The sequence below is a fragment of the Sphaerisporangium aureirubrum genome, from assembly GCF_042658925.1.
Classification (GTDB): Bacteria; Actinomycetota; Actinomycetes; order Streptosporangiales; family Streptosporangiaceae; genus Sphaerisporangium; species Sphaerisporangium aureirubrum.
Genome location: NZ_JBHSRF010000078.1, coordinates 1 through 16979, shown reverse-complemented (window position 1 = coordinate 16979; position 16979 = coordinate 1). Strand labels below are relative to the sequence as shown.

Here is a 16979-nt window from a genome sequence, read left to right as displayed (position 1 = left end):
GAATCACGGGCACAACAGCGGGTAACCGCGCCTCATGGACAGACGCCGCCCCCGCCCCGCGTGGACACCCGGGGTGAACGCCCCGCGTGAACGCCCCGCGTGAACGCCCGGGGTGGATGCCCCGGCCGTCCGGGACGTTCTCTTCCCGGCCTGTTCAGGAGGGACGTTGGTGACGTCCCGCCAGGTGGTGTGATTTCCGAGGCCGTGATCATGAACGCGCCGCCCTAGGCGCCAGGTGGCGGGCCATCGACACTCTTCACGAAGATCCCAGGAGTTACACCACTTCGGGGGACGTCACCAGGACGTTCTCTTCCGGCGCCGGGACGGCGGGACGTGGTATGGCGAAATCGGCGCCGTCGTACGGTGGGCAACCGGTCATCCTCGATCACCGCCATCCTTTGATGGGGGAGCAGGAGACTCTGTTCAAGTTGAGTTCCAAGGCCCGCGAGGAACCCGGCAGGCTCGGGGGTGCGGGGGTGTCCCCCGCTGAACACAGCCCTTGCGGCTTTCCGCGCGAAGCGCGCCCACCGCAAGGACCATTCCCGGGAGTGCACGCACAACCGTCCTGGCCGTGACCCAGTCGCCACCTTGATCGCCGTACGGCGGCGCCGGATTCGCCATACCACGTCCCGCCGTCGCGGCGCCGTAGAGACAGCACCGTGTGCGTGGCGGGGGGCTGGCGGGGCGGAAGGCGGGCGGGCGGGGGCGGACGCGTGAGGAGCGGGCGGGTGAGGGCGAGGGGGGTGAGGACAAGCGGGGTGAGGACAAGCGGAGCGGAGGGGAGGTGGGGGGTGTTGGGTGGGGTGGGGGTTAGGCGTCGCCTTCGAAGAGGCTGGTTACGGAGCCGTCGTTGAAGACTTCGCTGATGGCTCGGGCGATCAAGGGGGCGATGGACATGACCGTCAGTTTGTCGAAGCGCTTTTCTTCGGGGATGGGGAGGGTGTTGGTCACCACTACCTCGGAGATGCGGGAGTTCTTCAGGCGGTCTACGGCGGGGCCGCTGAAGATGGCGTGGGTGGCGGCGACGATCACGTTGGTGGCGCCCTGTTCGTACAGCGCGTCGGCTGCCTTGCAGATGGAGCCGCCGGTGTCGATCATGTCGTCGATCAGGACGCAGGTGCGGTCCTTGACCTGGCCCACGACCTCGTGGACCTTCACCTGGTTGGCGACGTCCAGGTCGCGGCGCTTGTGGATGAAGGCCACGGCGGTGCCCAGCTGGTCGGCCCAGCGTTCGGCCAGGCGGACGCGGCCGGTGTCGGGGGAGACGACCGTGGTGGTGGCGGGGTCGATCTTGCCGCCGATGTAGCGGTGGAGGACGGGCATGGCGAACAGGTGGTCCACGGGGCCGTCGAAGAAGCCCTGGATCTGGGGGGTGTGCAGGTCGACGGACATGAGGCGGTCGGCGCCGGCGGTCTTGAACAGGTCGGCCATGAGGCGGGCGGTGATCGGCTCGCGGCCGCGGCTCTTCTTGTCCTGGCGGGAGTAGCCGAAGAACGGCAGGACCACGGTGATGCGCTTGGCCGACGCGCGCTTGAGCGCGTCCACCATGATCAGCTGTTCCATGATCCACTTGTTGATCGGCACGGTGTGGCTCTGCATGACGAACGCGTCGCTGCCGCGCACCGACTCCATGTACCGGGCGTAGAGCTCGCCGTTGGCGAAGTCGTGCATCTTGGTCGGGGTGACCTCGATGCCGAGGTGGCTCGCCACCTCCTCGGCCAGTTCCGGGTACGCCCTGCCGGAGAGGAACATCAGGTGCTTCTCACCGGTCGTCTTCTTGCCGGTCATGCGCCCTTCCTCTTCTGCCGGTCCGCTTGACACACCCACCTGGAAACCCTGCCCTCCGGATAGTTCGCCGACCTGCTTCATCGCCCGTTCCTCTGATCTTCTTCCCCGCCGGACGCGCCGTCTCCCGCGCCGCGGCCATCGGCTTCGGACGCCCGGCGGGCGGCCTCGGCCGAGGCGGTGCCCGCGCGCCTGCGGGTCACCCACCCTTCGATATTGCGCTGCCGCGCTCGGGCCACCGCCATCGCCCCCGGCGGAACCTCGTTGGTGATGACCGACCCGGCGGCGGTGTAGGCGCCGTCGTGGACGGTCACCGGGGCGACCAGCATGTTGTCGCTGCCGACCCGCACGTGGTCGCCGATCGTGGTGTGGTGCTTGTCCACGCCGTCGTAGTTGACGAAGACGCAGGACGCGCCGATGTTGGTGCCCTCGCCGATGGTGGCGTCGCCGACGTAGGTCAGGTGCGGGACCTTGGACCCCGCGCCGACGCGGGCGTTCTTCATCTCGACGTAAGTGCCGGCCTTGGCGGACCGCCCGAGCACGGTGCCCGGCCGCAGGTAGGCGTACGGCCCCACGGAGGCCCCCGGCCCGACCTCGGCGCCGTCGCACACGGCGTTGCGCACCACGGCCTCCGCGCCCACCGAGGTGTCGGTGAGCGTGGTGTCCGGCCCGACCTCGGCGCCCGGCCCGATGGACGTGCGGCCGCGCAGCCGGGTGCCGGGGTGCAGCACGGTGTCGGCCTCGATGGTCACCTCGACGTCGACCCAGGTGGTGGCGGGGTCCATGACGGTGACCCCGGCCCGCATGTGCGCCTCGAGCAGCCGGTCGTTCAGCACCCGGCGGGCGAAGGCGAGCTGCACGCGGTCGTTGACGCCCTCGACCTCGACGTGGTCGGCGGCGACGTACGCCCCGACGCGGTGGCCGTCCTCGCGCAGGATGGCGAGGACGTCGGTGAGGTATTCCTCGCCCTGGGAGTTGGCGGTGGAGACCCGCTTGACGGCGTCGGCGAGCAGCAGGCCGTCGAAGGCGTACACGCCGGAGTTCATCTCGTGGATGGCCCGCTGCTCGGGAGTGGCGTCCCGGTCCTCGACGATGGCGAGCACGGTGCCGGCGGCGTCCCGGACGATCCGGCCGTATCCGGCGGGGTCGGGCACCTCGGCGGTGAGCACGGTGACGGCGTTGCCGTCGGCGGCGTGGGTGGCGAGCAACTCGGCCAGCGTCTCGGTGCGCAGCAGCGGGGTGTCGCCGTACGTGACCAGGACCGTTCCGCTGATGGCGCCGGCCGCCTCGAGGACGATGCGGACGGCGTGGCCGGTGCCGTTCTGCTCTTCCTGGACGACCGGGCGGGCGTCCGGGCCGGTGGCGGCGAGATGGGCCTGGACCTGCTCGCGGGCGTGGCCGATCACGACGATCAGGCGTTCGGGGGCGAGCCCCCGGGCGGCGGCGAGCATGTGGTCGACCAGCGCGCGGCCGCACAGCTCGTGCAGGACTTTGGGTGTGGCGGACTTCATGCGGGTGCCCTCACCGGCGGCGAGGACGATGACGGCAGCCGGGCGCGGCACACTCACGGACTGAGCTCCCTCGGCGTCGCTAAGTATTTTCGTCGGCGCGGCGCGCACCCCTCGGGCACCGGGGCGCCACCCGCCCGACACCGCGAGGATACCCGCCCATCGGCCGTAACCCCTCGCCGCCCCGGCCGTAACGGATGACCTGCCGGGGCCTACCTGGGGTGGGGTGATGAAAGTTCCGGCGCCTGGACTCGAACCAGGACAACCCTGCTCCAAAGGCAGGTGGGCTGCCAATTACCCTACGCCGGACCGCTTCGGCGACCATCCCGAACCGCGGTGACAAGGATACCCATCGGGACCCCGCGGCGCTCAACGCATTACGCGGACCCAGACGGGCAGACGGCCCCACGGCCTGCCACCAGGGAACGATCCGCCGTCGCCACCCGTTGGGACGCGCCGTAGGGAGGTTGCATGGATTCGCACAGATATCGGCACTCCCTTTGCGATCCAGCAGAGTAGCCCTTTACCAGAACGGGGCAGGATTACGCAAGGCATGGATCCGCCACCGGTACGCGCCGGATGCGTCATCTTCCCCACATTCCGAGCTTAGGGATTCCTAACTTACGATGGCGTAGGTTACGGTTACGTAGCTCCGGACACGACCTGTTCGTACAACACGAGAATCACGTGAGGTAGCCCATGACCGTCGTCGCCGATCGCGCCACTCCGCCACCGCCGAGGCCTGATCTGGAGCCCGAGCCCAAGAGCAACTTCGAGCGCGTCCTGCTCGCCGTCTTCGTGGCGGCCCCGTTCCTCGCGCTGATCGCTGCCGTCCCCATGGCCTGGGGAAGCTTCCTCGGCTGGAGCGACGTCGTGATCGGCCTCGTCTTCTACGTGGTGACCGGGCTCGGTATCACCGTGGGCTACCACCGCTACTTCACGCACGGGTCCTTCAAGGCCAACCGCCCGCTCAAGATCGTGCTCGCCATCACGGGCAGCCTCGCCATCGAGATGGGCGTCATCGACTGGGTGGCCACCCACCGCCGTCACCACAAGTACTCCGACAAGGAGGGTGACCCGCACTCGCCGTGGCGCTTCGGCGGCGACTGGAAGGCGCTCACCAAGGGCCTCCTCTTCGCGCACGTCGGCTGGATGTTCTCCTCCGAGCGCACCAACCGCGAGCGGTTCGCCCGCGACCTGATCAACGACAAGGACGTCAACCGCATCCACAAGGCGTTCCCGTACCTCGTCGCCACCTCGCTGCTGCTGCCCGCGCTGCTCGGCGGCCTGTTCACCTGGTCGATCACCGGCGCGCTCACCGCGTTCTTCTGGGCCAGCCTGGTGCGCATCTCGCTGCTGCACCACGTCACCTGGTCGATCAACTCGGTGTGCCACGTGTTCGGCAACGAGGACTTCGACGTGCGTGACAAGTCCCGCAACGTGTGGTGGCTGGCCATCCCGTCCTTCGGCGAGTCGTGGCACAACCTCCACCACTCGGAACCGACCTCGGCCCGGCACGGCGCCCTCAAGGGTCAGCTCGACCCGAGCGCCCGGGTGATCCGCTGGTTCGAGCAGGCCGGTTGGGCGACCGACGTCCGGTGGCCGACGCCCGAGCGTCTGGCGGCGAAACGACTTGGCTGAGCCAGGCACTCAGGCGGGCCGCCCTGTGGCGGCCCGCTCCCCCCTTTACGGCCCAATCTCACCCCGGAATGCCGACGTATCCCACCAAACCAGGACGTTGACGTTTGCCCCGCCTCCACGGCCAGCCATTATTGAACCCATGACCGAGTCCCGCTCGCGTGTACGCATGACCGGTAAGGAGCGCAGGGAGCAACTGATCGGGATCAGCCGCACCCTATTCGCGGAGAAGGGGTTCGACGGCACCTCCATCGAGGAGATCGCGGCGAGCGCCAAAGTCTCCAAGCCCGTGGTCTACGAGCACTTCGGCGGCAAGGAGGGCATCTACGCCGTCGTGATCGACCGTGAGATGCAGCGGCTGCTCGGCCTGGTGGCCGGGGCCCTGATCGCCGGCCACCCGAAGATCCGCCTGGAGCGCGCCGCGCTGGCGCTGCTGCAGTACGTCGAGGAGTCCAGCGAGGGCTTCCGCATCCTGGTGCGCGACTCCCACGCCGCGTCCGGCACCGGCACGTTCGCCAGCCTGATCAGCGACATCGCCAGCCAGGTCGAGGACGTACTGGCCGACCAGTTCAGCGAGCGGGGATTCGAGCCGACCCACGCCCCGATGTACGCCCAGATGCTGGTCGGCATGGTCGCGCTCACCGGCCAGTGGTGGCTGGACGCCCGCAGTCCCGACCGCAAGGAAGTGGCCGCCCATCTCGTCAACCTGGCCTGGAACGGTCTGACGAGCCTCGAACCGCAGCCGCGCCTCACCGCCGCCTCCGAGCGGGCCGTGATCACGCCGCCGCCCGACATGGAGTTCCGCCGTCTGGTCCCCGCCACCGAGAAGGAGGCGAGGGAACTGGAGAAGGCCCGCGGCAAGGAGCTGCGCGAGCTGGAGAAGGCCCGCGAGAAAGAGCTCAAGGAGCAGGAGAAGGCCCGGGAGCGTGAGCTCAAGGAGCTGGAGAAGGCTCGCGAGAAGGAGGCCAGGGAGCAGGAGCGGGAGCTTCGCGAGCAGGAGAAGCTGCGCCTGCGCGAGCTGCGCGAGCAGGAGAAGCTTCTGCGGGAGCAGGAGAAGCTGCGGGCGAGGGAGTTAAGGGAGCAGGAGCGGGTACGGGCGCAGGAGCGCCGCGAACAGGAACGGCTCCGCGCCCAGGAAGCCAAGATCGCCGAGCAGGGCGCCCGGCAGACCGAGGAGACGCAACTCGGGGTGTGCGAGTAACTAGAGGCGCTCGTTGCGAAGAAGTTAACGTTTCGTTCAATTAAGTAGGGCATTTTGGACATATGTCCGCTGAAACCGCATCGCTGACGCCCGAGCAGCCGGAGGAACCCCTACCCGACCACGAGCGCTTCCTCAACCGTGAGGAAAGCTGGCTCCAGTTCAACGAGCGAGTGCTCGAACTGGCCGAGGATCCGGCTGTCCCCCTGCTGGAACGCGTGCGTTATCTCGCCATCTTCGCGGGGAACCTCGACGAGTTCTTCCGGGTGCGGGTGGCGGGCATGAAACGCCGCATGGCCACCGGCCTGCTGCTGCGCACCAAGAGCGGACTGAAACCGCGCGAGGAGCTGGCCAGGATCGCCGCCATCGCCGACGAGCTGGCCCAGCGGCACACCGCGGCCTTCCACAAGCAGATCTCCCCGCAGCTCGCCGCGGTCGGCATCGAGGTGGTCCGCTGGGACGACCTCGGGCGCGACGAGCGGACCGTGCTGCGCAAGCTGTTCCGCGACCGGATCCGCCCGGTGCTCACCCCCCTGGCGGTCGACCCGGCGCACCCCTTCCCGTACATCTCCGGCCTGTCGCTCAACCTCGCCGTCACCGTGCGCAACCCGAGCAACGGGCACACCGTCTTCGCCCGGGTCAAGGTGCCCTCCCAGCTGCCCCGCTTCGTCGCCGCCTCCGCCGAGCGGTTCGTGCCGATGGAGGACGTGATCGCCGCGCACCTCGGCCAGCTGTTCAAGGGCATGGAGGTGGTCGAGCACCACGTCTTCCGGGTGACCCGCAACGAGGACCTCGAGGTCGACGAGGACGTCACCGAGAACCTCATGCAGGCCCTGGAGAAAGAGCTGCTGATGCGGCGCTTCGGCCCGCCGGTCCGGCTGGAGGTCGAGGACACCATCACCCCGGCGGTGCTGGACCTGCTGGTGGAGGAGCTGGACGTCTCCGAGCACGAGATCTACCGGCTGCCCGGCCCGCTCGACCTGTCCGGCCTGCACGCCATCGCCGACCTGGACCGCGGCGAGCTGCTGTTCCCGCCGTTCGTGCCCGCCGAGGCCGTGCCGGGCGAGGACAGCATCTTCTCCACCCTCCGCGAGCGCGACATCCTGCTGCACCACCCCTACGACTCCTTCTCCACGAGCATGCAGCGGTTCCTGGAGCAGGCGGCGGCCGACCCCGGCGTGCTCGCCATCAAGCAGACGCTCTACCGCACCAGCGGCGACTCCCCGATCGTGGACGCGCTGATCGACGCCGCCGAGGCGGGCAAACAGGTCGTGGTGGTCGTCGAGATCAAGGCGCGGTTCGACGAGCACGCCAACATCACCTGGGCGCGCAAGCTGGAGCGGGCCGGGTGCCACGTCGTGTACGGCGTGGTCGGCCTGAAGACCCACGCCAAGCTCTGCCTGGTCGTCCGGCAGGAGCAGTCGGGCGAGCTGCGGCAGTACTGCCACATCGGGACCGGGAACTACAACCCCAAGACCGCCCGGCAGTACGAGGACTTCGGCCTGCTCACCGCCGACCCCCTGGTCGGCGAGGACCTCACCGACCTGTTCATCCACCTCACCGGCTACTCCTACCACTCGGCGTACCGCCGCCTGCTGGTCGCGCCGCACTCGCTGCGCGGCGGGCTGCTGGCACGCATCGAGCGCGAGATCGCCCACCACATCGCGGGCCGCCCGGCGCGGATCCGGATGAAGACCAACTCGCTGGTCGACGAGCCGATCATCGACGCCCTGTACGCCGCCTCCACGGCGGGGGTGCCGGTGGACCTGGTGGTGCGCGGGGTGTGCACGCTGCGCCCCGGCATCCCGGGGCTGTCGGAGAACATCCGGGTGCGCAGCATCCTCGGCCGGTTCCTCGAACACTCCCGCATCTACGAGTTCGGCTTCGGCCGGCGGCCGGAGATCTGGATCGGCAGCGCCGACCTGATGCGCCGCAACGTCGACCGCCGCGTCGAGGCGCTCGTCAAGGTGAGCAGCCCGCAGCACCGGGCGTACCTCTCGGAGCTGCTGGACCTCTCGATGGACGACACGACGAGCACGTGGTGGCTCGGCGCGGACGGCAGCTGGACGCGCCACCACACCGGCGAGGACGGCAAGCCGCTGATGGACCTGCAGTCGCACCTGATCGGGACCCGGCGCTGGAGGACCGTCGATGACTGATCCCCAGGTGCATCCCACCACCCTGATCCACGCCGCCGGGGCCCTGGTGTGGCGGGGCGACCCCGCCGAGCCGGAGATCGCGGTGGTCCACCGGCCCAGGTACGACGACTGGTCCTTCCCCAAGGGCAAGCTGAAACCCGGCGAGCACGTCATCGCGGGGGCGCTCCGGGAGGTCGCCGAGGAGACAGGGTTCAGCGTCGCGCTCGGCCGCCACCTGCCCCCGGTGCACTACCTGAAGGGCGGCAAGCTCAAGCGGGTCGACTACTGGGCGGCGCGGGTCGTCGAGCAGGTCGCGCAGGAGCCGTCCGACGAGGTCGACCGGCTGGAGTGGCTGCCGGTCGAGCAGGCACGGGCCCGGCTCACCTACGGCGACTGGGACGCCGGCCTGCTGCGCGCGATCACGGCCGCCCCGCTGGACACCACGCCGTTCCTGCTGGTCAGGCACGGAAACGCCGGGGCGCGGCACGAGTGGCAGCTCGACGACGACCTGCGCCCGCTGGACGACACCGGCGTCGCGCAGGCCGACACCATCGCCACCATCCTGCCCGGGTACCGTCCGGCCACGCTGATCAGCTCGCCGAGCCGGCGGTGCGTGCAGACGCTGCTGCCGTACGCCGCCCGCCGGGACCTGCGCATCCGCACCGAACGGCTGCTCAGCGAGACCGAGTACGACGCCGCGCACTCGCCCGAGGCCGTACTCACCTGGCTGGACACCGAGGGGCCCGCCGCGGTGTGCGGCCACGGGAAGGTGCTGCCCGAACTGCTCGCGACCATGACCGAGCGTCGTTACGACGGGCACGTGGAGGACACCCACCTGCGCAAGGGCGCGCTCGCCGTGCTGCACCACCGCGACGGGCGGGTGGTCGCGGTCGAGCGCTACAACACCTGACCGGAGCTTCCGCGCCTCCGCCGAGGCGCGGAAACCCGGCTCAGCCCTGGGACTCGGCCCACACCCTCGGGAAATCGGCGTGCGAGCGCTCCGCCTCGGCGTGCTCCAGGCCGACCAGCACCCCGTAGGTGAAGGTGTCCTCGCCGGCCGCGCGGGCCTTGGCGGCCTCCTCGGTGAGGATCTCCATGGCGACCACGCCGTCCTGGTACAGGCCGAGCACCTCCTGCACCGTCTTGGCGCGCTTGGCCATCGCCGCCGCCCGGTCGCCGAGCAGGGACCTGAGCGCCTCGGCGGTGTACCGGGCGCGCTTGGCGGCCTTGCGCACGTCGTGCATGGCGACCGCGCGCTCGTCGTGGTCCTCGATGGCCAAGGCCTCGTCGTACTTGCGGACCACCCGCCCCCAGCCCTTGGCCGCGACCTTGGTCAGCGGCTTCTCGGCGTCCTTGCCGGCGAGCGGGGTGAGCGGCGGGTTGGCGACCAGCGCGTCCAGGCGGTCGAGCAGCGCGAAGTACCGCTCCGTGCGCATGGCGATGTCGGCACGGGCGAGGGCCTCGCGCTCGCGTTCGGCCAGGTCGTCGTCGAGGCGGGTCCGGACCGGGCCGACGAGCGCGTCCGGGTGGAGGGAGTCCAGCAGCTTCCCGAAGCGCTCGCGGATGACCTCCAGGTCTCGGGCCTCGCCGAGCACGCCGGCGAGCCAGCGCAGCTCCTCCTGGATCTCGTCGGTGCCGGCGACCACGCCGTCGAAGGACTTCAGCGCGCTGCGCAGCCGGCGACTGGCCACCCGCATCTGGTGCACGGCGTCGTCACCGGCCCGCCGTACCCGGGGGTCCTGGGTGTGCAGCGCGTCCACCTGGGACTTCAGGTAGTCGACCACCACCTGGCCCGCCGTGCCCTCGGCGGGCCCGGCCAGCTCGGTGACGGGGACGGCGTCGCCGAGCAGGCGGCCGAGCTTGCTGCCGGAGGCGGCGGGGGTGGCCCCCGCCTTGCGCAGGGTCTTGCCGACCCGCTTGAGGTGCGTGATGTCGCCGTCCAGCAGCTCGGCCTCGACCTCGCGCCACCGCTCGACGCGGAGCTCGCCGCCGAACACCTCGCCGAAGACGGTGCCCTTGACCTGGTCGTCAGCGATCTCCACCAGCGGACGGCCGTCCGCGTCGCGCAGGATGGTCACCTCGCGGCGGGTGGCCAGCTCGGCGACGGGGACCAGCGGCTCGCGGCGGCTGTAGGCGAGGACAAGGTCCGCGAGGTCGGGCGGCACGATCTTGGCGCTCTTGGTGAGCGGGATGCCGATCTCCTCGCGGACGCCTTTGACCTTGGGCAGCTTGAGGTGCCACCCGGCGTCGCTCCCGCCCCTGCGGCGGCGCAGGGTGATGCCGCGGGCGGCCAGGCGCAGGTCGGGGGTGTCGAAGTAGATCGCGACCATGCGGTAGCTCTTGGGGCCCGCCACCACGGCGCAGCCGGGGACGCGGGACATGTCCGGGACCAGGAAACCGGCGGGGACGTCGAACTTGTCTTCTATCTCGAGCGCCATTGCCTATCCCCAATCACCGTGTTTGTGGATATACAACCTCTATCACCCGGTGTTGGCCACCACGAACACCCTGCGGAACGGGAACGGCGTGCCGTACGGCTCGCGCGGGTAGACCTCGGCGAGCGCCGCGGCGCAGTCCGCGCGGAAGTCACGGCCGCGCTCGGGGCCCAGCCGGTCGAGCATGGGCCGCAGGGCCGTGCCGCTGATCCAGTTCAGCACCGCGTCCTCGCCCTGGAGCACGTGGACGTACGTCGTCTCCCAGGCGTCGACCGCGCAGCCGAGGCCGGTCAGCAGCCGCAGGTAGCCCTCCGGGCCGTCCACGGGGTCGTCGCGCACCAGGTCGCCGAGCTCGTCCTTCCACCGGGCCGAGCGGCACAGCCGCCGGACCCGCTCGTGGCTCGGGGCGTGGAAGTTGCCGGGCACCTGGAAGGCCAGCCGGCCGCCCTCGCGCAGGTGGCCGGTCCAGCGGGCCAGCAGCTCGCGGTGCTCGGGGATCCACTGCAGGACGGCGTTGGAGAAGATCACGTCCACCGGGGCGTCCGGGCGCCACTCCCGGGCGTCGCCCACGCTGAAGCGCGGCCCGGGAGGGGCCTTGGCGATCATCGAAGGGGAGGAGTCGAGGCCGTGCACGTCGGCGCCGGGCCAGCGGCGGGCCAGCTCCAGGGTCAGCTCGCCCGAGCCGCAGCCGAGGTCGACCACCCGCTCGGGGTTCTCGGCGCGCACGCGGGCGAGCAGCTCGAAGAAGGGGCGGGCACGCTCACCGGCGTACCGGCCGTACAGGTCGGGGTCCCAAAAGTCTCTTGACATCAAGATAAGTCTTAGCGGGAGAGATGTCTCGATGTCAAGAGAGCTAGACTCCATCCATGACGACGCGCCGACGAGACGGTGCCGGCGAGGGCACCGTGCGGGACGAGGTGGATCAACTCGTGGCCTCCTGGCGGCAGGAGCGCCCCGACCTGGACGTCTCGCCGCTCCAGGTGCTGAGCCGGGTGTCCCGCCTCGCCCGCCACCTCGACCGCGCCCGCCGGGCCGCCTTCGCCGAGCACGACCTGGAGCCGTGGGAGTTCGACGTCCTCACCACGCTGCGCCGCGCCGGGGAGCCGTACGAACTCAGCCCCGGCGCCCTGCTGCGCGCCACCCTCGTCACCTCCGGCACCATGACCAACCGCATCGACCGCCTCGCCGCCGCCCGGCTGGTCCGCCGCCGCCCCGACCCCGAGGACCGCCGGGGCGTGCTGGTGTCGCTCACCGACGCCGGCCGCGAACGTGTGGACGCCGCCTTCGCCGACCTGCTGCGCCGCGAACGCGAGCTGCTGGCCGGCCTCGCGCCCGACGATCAGCGCACCCTGGCCGACCTGCTGCGCACCATCCTCGCGCCCTTCGACGCCGCCCACAACGGCGCCTGAGGGCCGTCACCCCTCCAGGCGCTCGGCCAGCTCCATCCACTCCACCTCGACCGACTGGCGCTGGGAGGCGAGGTCCTTCAGCTCGGCGTCCATCTCGGCGAGCCTGCCGTAGTCGGAGGCGGACCGCGCCATGGCGGCGTGCAGGGTGGCCTCCTGCTCGCCGATCCTTTCCAGGCGGCGCTCCAGGCGGGACAGCTCCTTCTGGGCCTCGCGCAGTTCCTTGGCCGACCTCTCCGGGGCGGCCGCGGTCTGCTGCGGGGTCGGCGCCGAAGGGGTGGTGAGGGAGGCCCGCGCGGTCAGCGCGGTGCCCGCCGAGCGGCGCTGGAGGTATTCGTCGACGCCGCCGGGGAGCAGCGAGAGGCGGCCGTCGCCGAGCAGGGCCACGCAGCGGTCGGTGACGCGCTCAAGGAAGTAGCGGTCGTGGCTGACCAGCACCAGGGTGCCGGGCCACGCGTCGAGGAGGTCCTCAAGCTCGTTCAGCGTCTCGATGTCCAGGTCGTTGGTCGGCTCGTCCAGCAGCAGCACGTTGGGGTCGTCCATCAGCAGCCGCAGCACCTGAAGGCGGCGACGCTCGCCGCCGGACAGGTCCCCGATCACCTTCCACTGGGCCTCGCCCCGGAACCCGAGGCGCTCCAGCAGCTGCGAGGCCGTCCACTCGCGCTTGCCCACCTGGATGAACGCGCGGATCTCCTCGACGGTCTCCAGCACCCGCCGGTTCGGGTCCAGCTCGGCCAGCTCCTGGGACAGGTGCGCGAGCCGCACCGTGCGGCCCCGGACGACCCTGCCCGAGTCGGGCCGGACCGCGTCGGCCAGCAGACGCAGCACCGACGACTTGCCCGAGCCGTTCACGCCGATCAGCCCGAGACGGTCACCGGGGCCGAACTGGAAGGTGCAGCGGTCCAGCACCAGAGGGCCCTGCCCCGGGCCGCCCGCGTGCAGGGTCACCTCGTCGAGGTCGTAGACGGTCTTGCCGAGCCGCGCGGACGCGAACGACACCAGCTCGACGGTGTTGCGCGGCGGCGGCTCGTCCGCGATCAGCGCCTGGGCGGCGTCGATGCGGAACTTCGGCTTGGACGTGCGCGCGGGCGGGCCGCGGCGCAGCCACGCGATCTCCTTGCGCATGAGGTTCTGGCGGCGATCCTCGGTGGCCTGGGCGATCCGCGCCCGCTCCGCCTTGGCCAGGACGTACGCGGCGTACCCGCCCTCGTAGCGGTGGACGGCGCCGTCCACGACCTCCCACGTCCTGGTGGACACCGCGTCCAGGAACCACCGGTCGTGCGTGACCACCAGCAGCGCCGACCGCCGCGCCGCCAGATGGCCGGCCAGCCAGGCGATCGCCTCGATGTCCAGGTGGTTGGTCGGCTCGTCCAGCACGATCAGGTCGTGCTCCCCGATCAGCACCCGCGCCAGCGCCGACCGGCGCCGCTCCCCGCCGGAGAGCTCCCCCACGCGGGCCTGAAGCTCGATGTCCCCGAGCAGGTTGCCGAGGATCTCGCGAATCCCTTGGTCACCGGCCCACTCGTGCTCGGCCCGCTCCCCCAGCACCACCTCGCCGACCGTGAGGCCGGGCTCCATGTCGTCCGCCTGGGCGACCACCCCCACCCGCAGACCCCGCGTGTGGGTGACCCGTCCCCCGTGCGGCGCCACCGTGCCCGCGATCAGCGAGACGAGTGTCGTCTTCCCGTCGCCGTTGCGCCCCACGACGCCGATGCGGTCCCCGGACTCGATCCCGAGAGACACGTCGTCGAGCAGGGGCTTGGGCCCGTAGGCAAGGGAGACCGATTCCAAATTAACCAGATTCATCGCCCTCAAAGCCTAGTGGCCTCCCCGCCCTCGGCCACCCCCTCGCCACCTTCCCGCGGCGCGACGGCGCCCGATCAGGGGGTGGTGGCGACGACGGTGGCGCCCGGGACGGGGCCGTGGGCGGCCAGGGTGGCGCGGGAGACGTCCGCGACGCCGAGGGCCAGGGCCAGCTCCTGGGCGTGGTCGGGGGAGCCGGTGAGGAAGGCGCAGGTGGGGCCGGAGCCGGACACCAGGGCACCCAGCGCGCCGTGGTCGCGGCCGGCGGCGAGGGTGCGGGCCAGCGGGCGGAAGAGCATCACGGCGGCGGGCTGGAGGTCGTTGATCAGGGACTCGCCGAGTTCCTTGGGGTCGCCCGCCTCAAGGGCCGCCAGAAGGCGGGCGGAGACCTCGGGCCAGGCGGGGTGGTCGCCGGTGGCCTCGCGCAGGAGATCGCACTCGGCGTAGACCTTGGCGGTGGAGAGGCCGCCGTCGGCCAGGGCGAAGACCCAGTGGTAGCGGCCGGTGTCCGGCAGGGGGGTGAGCTTCTCGCCGCGGCCGGTGCCGACGGCGGTGCCGCCGAGGAGGGCGAAAGGGACGTCGCTGCCGAGGCCGGCGGCGATCTCCGTCAGCTCGTCCGTTCCGAGGCCGAGGCCCCACAGCGCGTCGCACGCGACCAGGGCGGCGGCGGCGTCCGCGCTGCCCCCGGCCATGCCGCCGGCGACCGGGATCGCCTTGCGGATGTGCAGCGCGACGGCGAGCGGGCGCCCGGCCCTGGCGCCGAGCGCGTGCGCGGCGCGGACCGCGAGGTTGGTCGCGTCGAGCGGGACCTGATCGGCCGACTCGCCCTCCACGCTCACCCGCACGGTGACGCCGCCCGCGGTCATCGGGTCGTCCTCGCCCGCCGCGGCCTCCGGGAGGCCGGTGGCGGTGACCTCGTCGAACAGGGAGACGGCGTGGAAGACGTTCACCAGGTCGTGGTAGCCGTCGTCGCGCACGGGGCCGACGGACAGCTGGAGATTGACCTTGGCGGGGACGCGGACGGTCACGGAAGTCACGGGTACCGATGGTAGTGGTCCGGGACGGCCACCTGGGGGAACGACCCGGGGGCGATCACGGGCGGTGTTCGGCGATCCTCGCGAAGTCGGTGATGGAAAGGCGTTCGCCGCGCAGGGACGGGTCGACACCGGCGGCGCGCAGGGCCTGCTCGGCGGCGGCAGGAGAGCCCGCCCAGGGGGCCAGGGCGGCGCGCAGGGTCTTGCGGCGCTGGGCGAAGGCGGTGTCGACGACGGCGAAGACCTCCTCGCGGGACGCGGACGTCTCGGGCGGGTCGCGGCGGGCCAGGGCGACCAGGCCGGAGTCGACGTTCGGCACGGGCCAGAAGACGGTGCGGCCGACAGGCCCGGCGCGGCGGACGTCGGCGTACCAGGCGGCCTTGGCGGACGGCACGCCGTACACCTTGGAACCCGGGCCCGCGGCCATGCGGTCGGCCACCTCGGACTGCACCATCACGAGGCCGCCGCGCAGCGAGGGCAGCACCTCCAGCAGGTGGAGCACCACGGGGACGGCCACGTTGTACGGCAGGTTGGCCACCAGCACGTCCGGCTCGGCGCCGAGCCGGCCCGGCAGCACCCGCATCGCGTCGGCCTCCACGACGGTGAGCCGGTCGGCCAGGGACGGCGCCCGCTCGGCCACGGTCTGCGGCAACCGCCCGGCGAGCACGGGGTCGATCTCCACCGCGACCACCCGCCGGGCCTCGGGGAGCAGCGCGAGCGTGAGCGACCCGAGGCCGGGGCCGACCTCGATCACCACGTCGTCAGGGGTCACCCCGGCGAGCCGGGCGATGCGCCGCACCGTGCCGCCGTCGATGACGAAGTTCTGCCCGAGCCGTTTTGTCGGACGAAGGTCCAGCTTGTCCGCCAAATTACGTATATCGGAGGGCCCGAGCAAGTTAACAATTGAGCTCCCCATCCACACAGTGTCTCGCACCGAAGACATTGACGAGGCAGGTGACGAACCACCTCGAAAGCCGTACCACCCTTAACCGATCTTCAAGCCAGAGGAAAGTGGGCATGGGTAACGTGGCCGCGCCAGTCAGCGAGGAGGCGTCGTCAATGGACCGCACCGGTGCGCAGCCCCTGCGCCCGCACGATCCCGAGCGGATCGGGCCCTACGCGCTGCGCGGCCGGATCGGCGAGGGAGGCATGGGAACGGTCTACCTCGCCGAGGCGCCCGGCACGGGCAGGCTCGTCGCGGTCAAGGTCGTCAAGGCCGAGTTCACCATCGACGAGGGGTTCGCCACCCGGTTCCACTCCGAGGTCGTCAACGCCCGCCGGGTGGCGTCGTTCTGCACCGCGCAGGTGCTGGACAACGGGAACGCCGAGGACGGCCGGCCGTACATGGTCACCGAGTACATCCCGGGCACCCCGCTGTCCCGGCAGATCACGCGGTACGGCGCCCTGGAGGCCGGGACGCTGCACGGCGTGGCGCTCGGGGTGGCGGCGGCGCTGGCCGCCATCCACGTCGCCGGGCTGGTGCACCGCGACCTGAAGCCCGCCAACGTCATCCTGTCCATGTCGGGGCCCCGGGTCATCGACTTCGGCATCGCGCGGGCGCTGGACGCGACGCAGGGCGTGACCCGGTCCGGGGAGCTGCTGGGCAGCCCCGGCTGGTGGGCGCCCGAGCAGGTGCGCGGCGAGGAGATCACACCGGCCGCCGACGTGTTCGCCTGGGGCTGCCTGGTCGCGTACGCGGGGAACGGGCGGCATCCGTACGGGCGGGGCGACATGATCGCGCTGGCGTCCCGGGTGCTGAACGGGCGGCCCGACCTCGGCGAGCTGCCCGCGCCGCTGGACCGGCTGGTACGGCTCGCCACCGACGCCCACCCGGCCAGGCGGCCGAGCGCGCAGGAGCTGCTGATCGCGCTGGTCGGCGGCAGTGCCCTCGCGTCCGAGCCCCTCCCGGTGGACCCGCCCACCCTGGTGGCGCCGCCCGAGGCCCCCACGCTGATCGCCAGCGAGCTCCTGGAGTCCTGGCAGCCCCCCGCCAACCTCGCCACCCCCGACCCGCCGACCCCCACCCCCGCCCCC

At 71.4% G+C, this 16979-nt stretch carries 13 protein-coding genes and 1 tRNA gene; 6 read left to right on the top strand and 8 right to left on the bottom strand.

Annotated features, from left to right (window positions below):
- Positions 1-810: 810 nt before the first annotated feature.
- The 3 genes from ACFP1K_RS33605 to ACFP1K_RS33595 form a co-directional block, all read right to left on the bottom strand.
- Positions 811-1788 carry a ribose-phosphate diphosphokinase gene (locus ACFP1K_RS33605; RefSeq protein ID WP_380761031.1) on the bottom strand — a complete coding sequence of 326 codons (978 nt, stop codon included), beginning with the start codon at positions 1786-1788 and terminating at the stop codon, positions 811-813.
- 77 nt (positions 1789-1865) lie between these two features.
- Positions 1866-3353 carry a bifunctional UDP-N-acetylglucosamine diphosphorylase/glucosamine-1-phosphate N-acetyltransferase GlmU gene (gene glmU, locus ACFP1K_RS33600; protein WP_380761029.1) on the bottom strand — a complete coding sequence of 496 codons (1488 nt, stop codon included), beginning with the start codon at positions 3351-3353 and terminating at the stop codon, positions 1866-1868.
- A 176-nt stretch (positions 3354-3529) separates the two neighbouring features.
- Positions 3530-3602 (bottom strand) — tRNA-Gln (locus ACFP1K_RS33595).
- A 390-nt stretch (positions 3603-3992) separates the two neighbouring features.
- On the opposite strand from ACFP1K_RS33595, the gene ACFP1K_RS33590 reads away from it, so the two are divergent.
- The 4 genes from ACFP1K_RS33590 (at position 3993) to ACFP1K_RS33575 (ending at position 9177) form a co-directional block, all read left to right on the top strand.
- Entirely contained in the window at positions 3993-4934 is a 942-nt protein-coding gene (locus ACFP1K_RS33590; protein WP_380761027.1) for an acyl-CoA desaturase, read from the top strand.
- Between the two features lie 139 nt (positions 4935-5073).
- Complete coding sequence (locus tag ACFP1K_RS33585) at positions 5074-6132, top strand: TetR/AcrR family transcriptional regulator (protein ID WP_380761025.1); 1059 nt, start codon at positions 5074-5076, stop codon at positions 6130-6132.
- Positions 6133-6194: 62 nt separating this feature from the next.
- Entirely contained in the window at positions 6195-8288 is a 2094-nt protein-coding gene (locus ACFP1K_RS33580) for an RNA degradosome polyphosphate kinase (protein ID WP_380761023.1), read from the top strand.
- On the top strand, positions 8281-9177 hold the full coding sequence (locus ACFP1K_RS33575) for an NUDIX hydrolase (protein ID WP_380761021.1): 897 nt from the start codon (positions 8281-8283) through the stop codon (positions 9175-9177). Before ACFP1K_RS33580 ends, ACFP1K_RS33575 begins: the two co-directional genes overlap by 8 nt.
- Before the next feature lie 40 nt (positions 9178-9217).
- Here ACFP1K_RS33575 and ACFP1K_RS33570 read toward each other — a convergent pair whose 3' ends face one another.
- Together ACFP1K_RS33570 and ACFP1K_RS33565 are read right to left on the bottom strand one after the other, a co-directional pair.
- Entirely contained in the window at positions 9218-10705 is a 1488-nt protein-coding gene (locus ACFP1K_RS33570; protein ID WP_380761019.1) for a CYTH and CHAD domain-containing protein, read from the bottom strand.
- 42 nt (positions 10706-10747) lie between these two features.
- Positions 10748-11512, bottom strand: coding sequence for a trans-aconitate 2-methyltransferase (locus ACFP1K_RS33565; RefSeq protein ID WP_380761017.1), 765 nt, complete (start codon positions 11510-11512; stop codon positions 10748-10750).
- A 95-nt stretch (positions 11513-11607) separates the two neighbouring features.
- Between ACFP1K_RS33565 and ACFP1K_RS33560 the strand changes: the two genes are divergently transcribed.
- A complete protein-coding gene (locus ACFP1K_RS33560) occupies positions 11608-12111 on the top strand; it encodes a MarR family winged helix-turn-helix transcriptional regulator (RefSeq protein ID WP_380761073.1) in 504 nt (167 codons plus the stop codon).
- Positions 12112-12117: 6 nt separating this feature from the next.
- Here ACFP1K_RS33560 and ACFP1K_RS33555 read toward each other — a convergent pair whose 3' ends face one another.
- The 3 genes from ACFP1K_RS33555 to rsmA form a co-directional block, all read right to left on the bottom strand.
- Complete coding sequence (locus tag ACFP1K_RS33555) at positions 12118-13914, bottom strand: ABC-F family ATP-binding cassette domain-containing protein (protein WP_380761015.1); 1797 nt, start codon at positions 13912-13914, stop codon at positions 12118-12120.
- A 74-nt stretch (positions 13915-13988) separates the two neighbouring features.
- Positions 13989-14948, bottom strand: a complete 960-nt coding sequence (locus tag ACFP1K_RS33550; protein WP_380761013.1) for a 4-(cytidine 5'-diphospho)-2-C-methyl-D-erythritol kinase — start codon at positions 14946-14948, stop codon at positions 13989-13991.
- A gap of 55 nt (positions 14949-15003) precedes the next feature.
- Positions 15004-15861, bottom strand: coding sequence for a 16S rRNA (adenine(1518)-N(6)/adenine(1519)-N(6))-dimethyltransferase RsmA (rsmA, locus tag ACFP1K_RS33545; protein ID WP_380761011.1), 858 nt, complete (start codon positions 15859-15861; stop codon positions 15004-15006).
- Positions 15862-15962: 101 nt separating this feature from the next.
- Here rsmA and ACFP1K_RS33540 point away from each other — a divergent pair.
- Positions 15963-16979 (top strand): serine/threonine-protein kinase (locus ACFP1K_RS33540; protein WP_380761009.1); only part of this gene is annotated, 1017 nt, incomplete at its 3' end.

Excerpts from the sequence above, each read along its gene's own strand:
- ACFP1K_RS33605 (WP_380761031.1), bottom strand. The coding sequence starts at position 1,788 with ATGACCGGCAAGAAGACGACCGGTGAGAAGCACCTGATGTTCCTCTCC.
- ACFP1K_RS33590 (WP_380761027.1), top strand. The coding sequence starts at position 3,993 with ATGACCGTCGTCGCCGATCGCGCCACTCCGCCACCGCCGAGGCCTGAT.
- ACFP1K_RS33585 (WP_380761025.1), top strand. The coding sequence starts at position 5,074 with ATGACCGAGTCCCGCTCGCGTGTACGCATGACCGGTAAGGAGCGCAGG.
- ACFP1K_RS33580 (WP_380761023.1), top strand. The coding sequence starts at position 6,195 with ATGTCCGCTGAAACCGCATCGCTGACGCCCGAGCAGCCGGAGGAACCC.
- ACFP1K_RS33575 (WP_380761021.1), top strand. The coding sequence starts at position 8,281 with ATGACTGATCCCCAGGTGCATCCCACCACCCTGATCCACGCCGCCGGG.
- ACFP1K_RS33570 (WP_380761019.1), bottom strand. The coding sequence starts at position 10,705 with ATGGCGCTCGAGATAGAAGACAAGTTCGACGTCCCCGCCGGTTTCCTG.
- ACFP1K_RS33565 (WP_380761017.1), bottom strand. The coding sequence starts at position 11,512 with ATGTCAAGAGACTTTTGGGACCCCGACCTGTACGGCCGGTACGCCGGT.
- ACFP1K_RS33555 (WP_380761015.1), bottom strand. The coding sequence starts at position 13,914 with ATGAATCTGGTTAATTTGGAATCGGTCTCCCTTGCCTACGGGCCCAAG.
- rsmA (WP_380761011.1), bottom strand. The coding sequence starts at position 15,861 with ATGGGGAGCTCAATTGTTAACTTGCTCGGGCCCTCCGATATACGTAAT.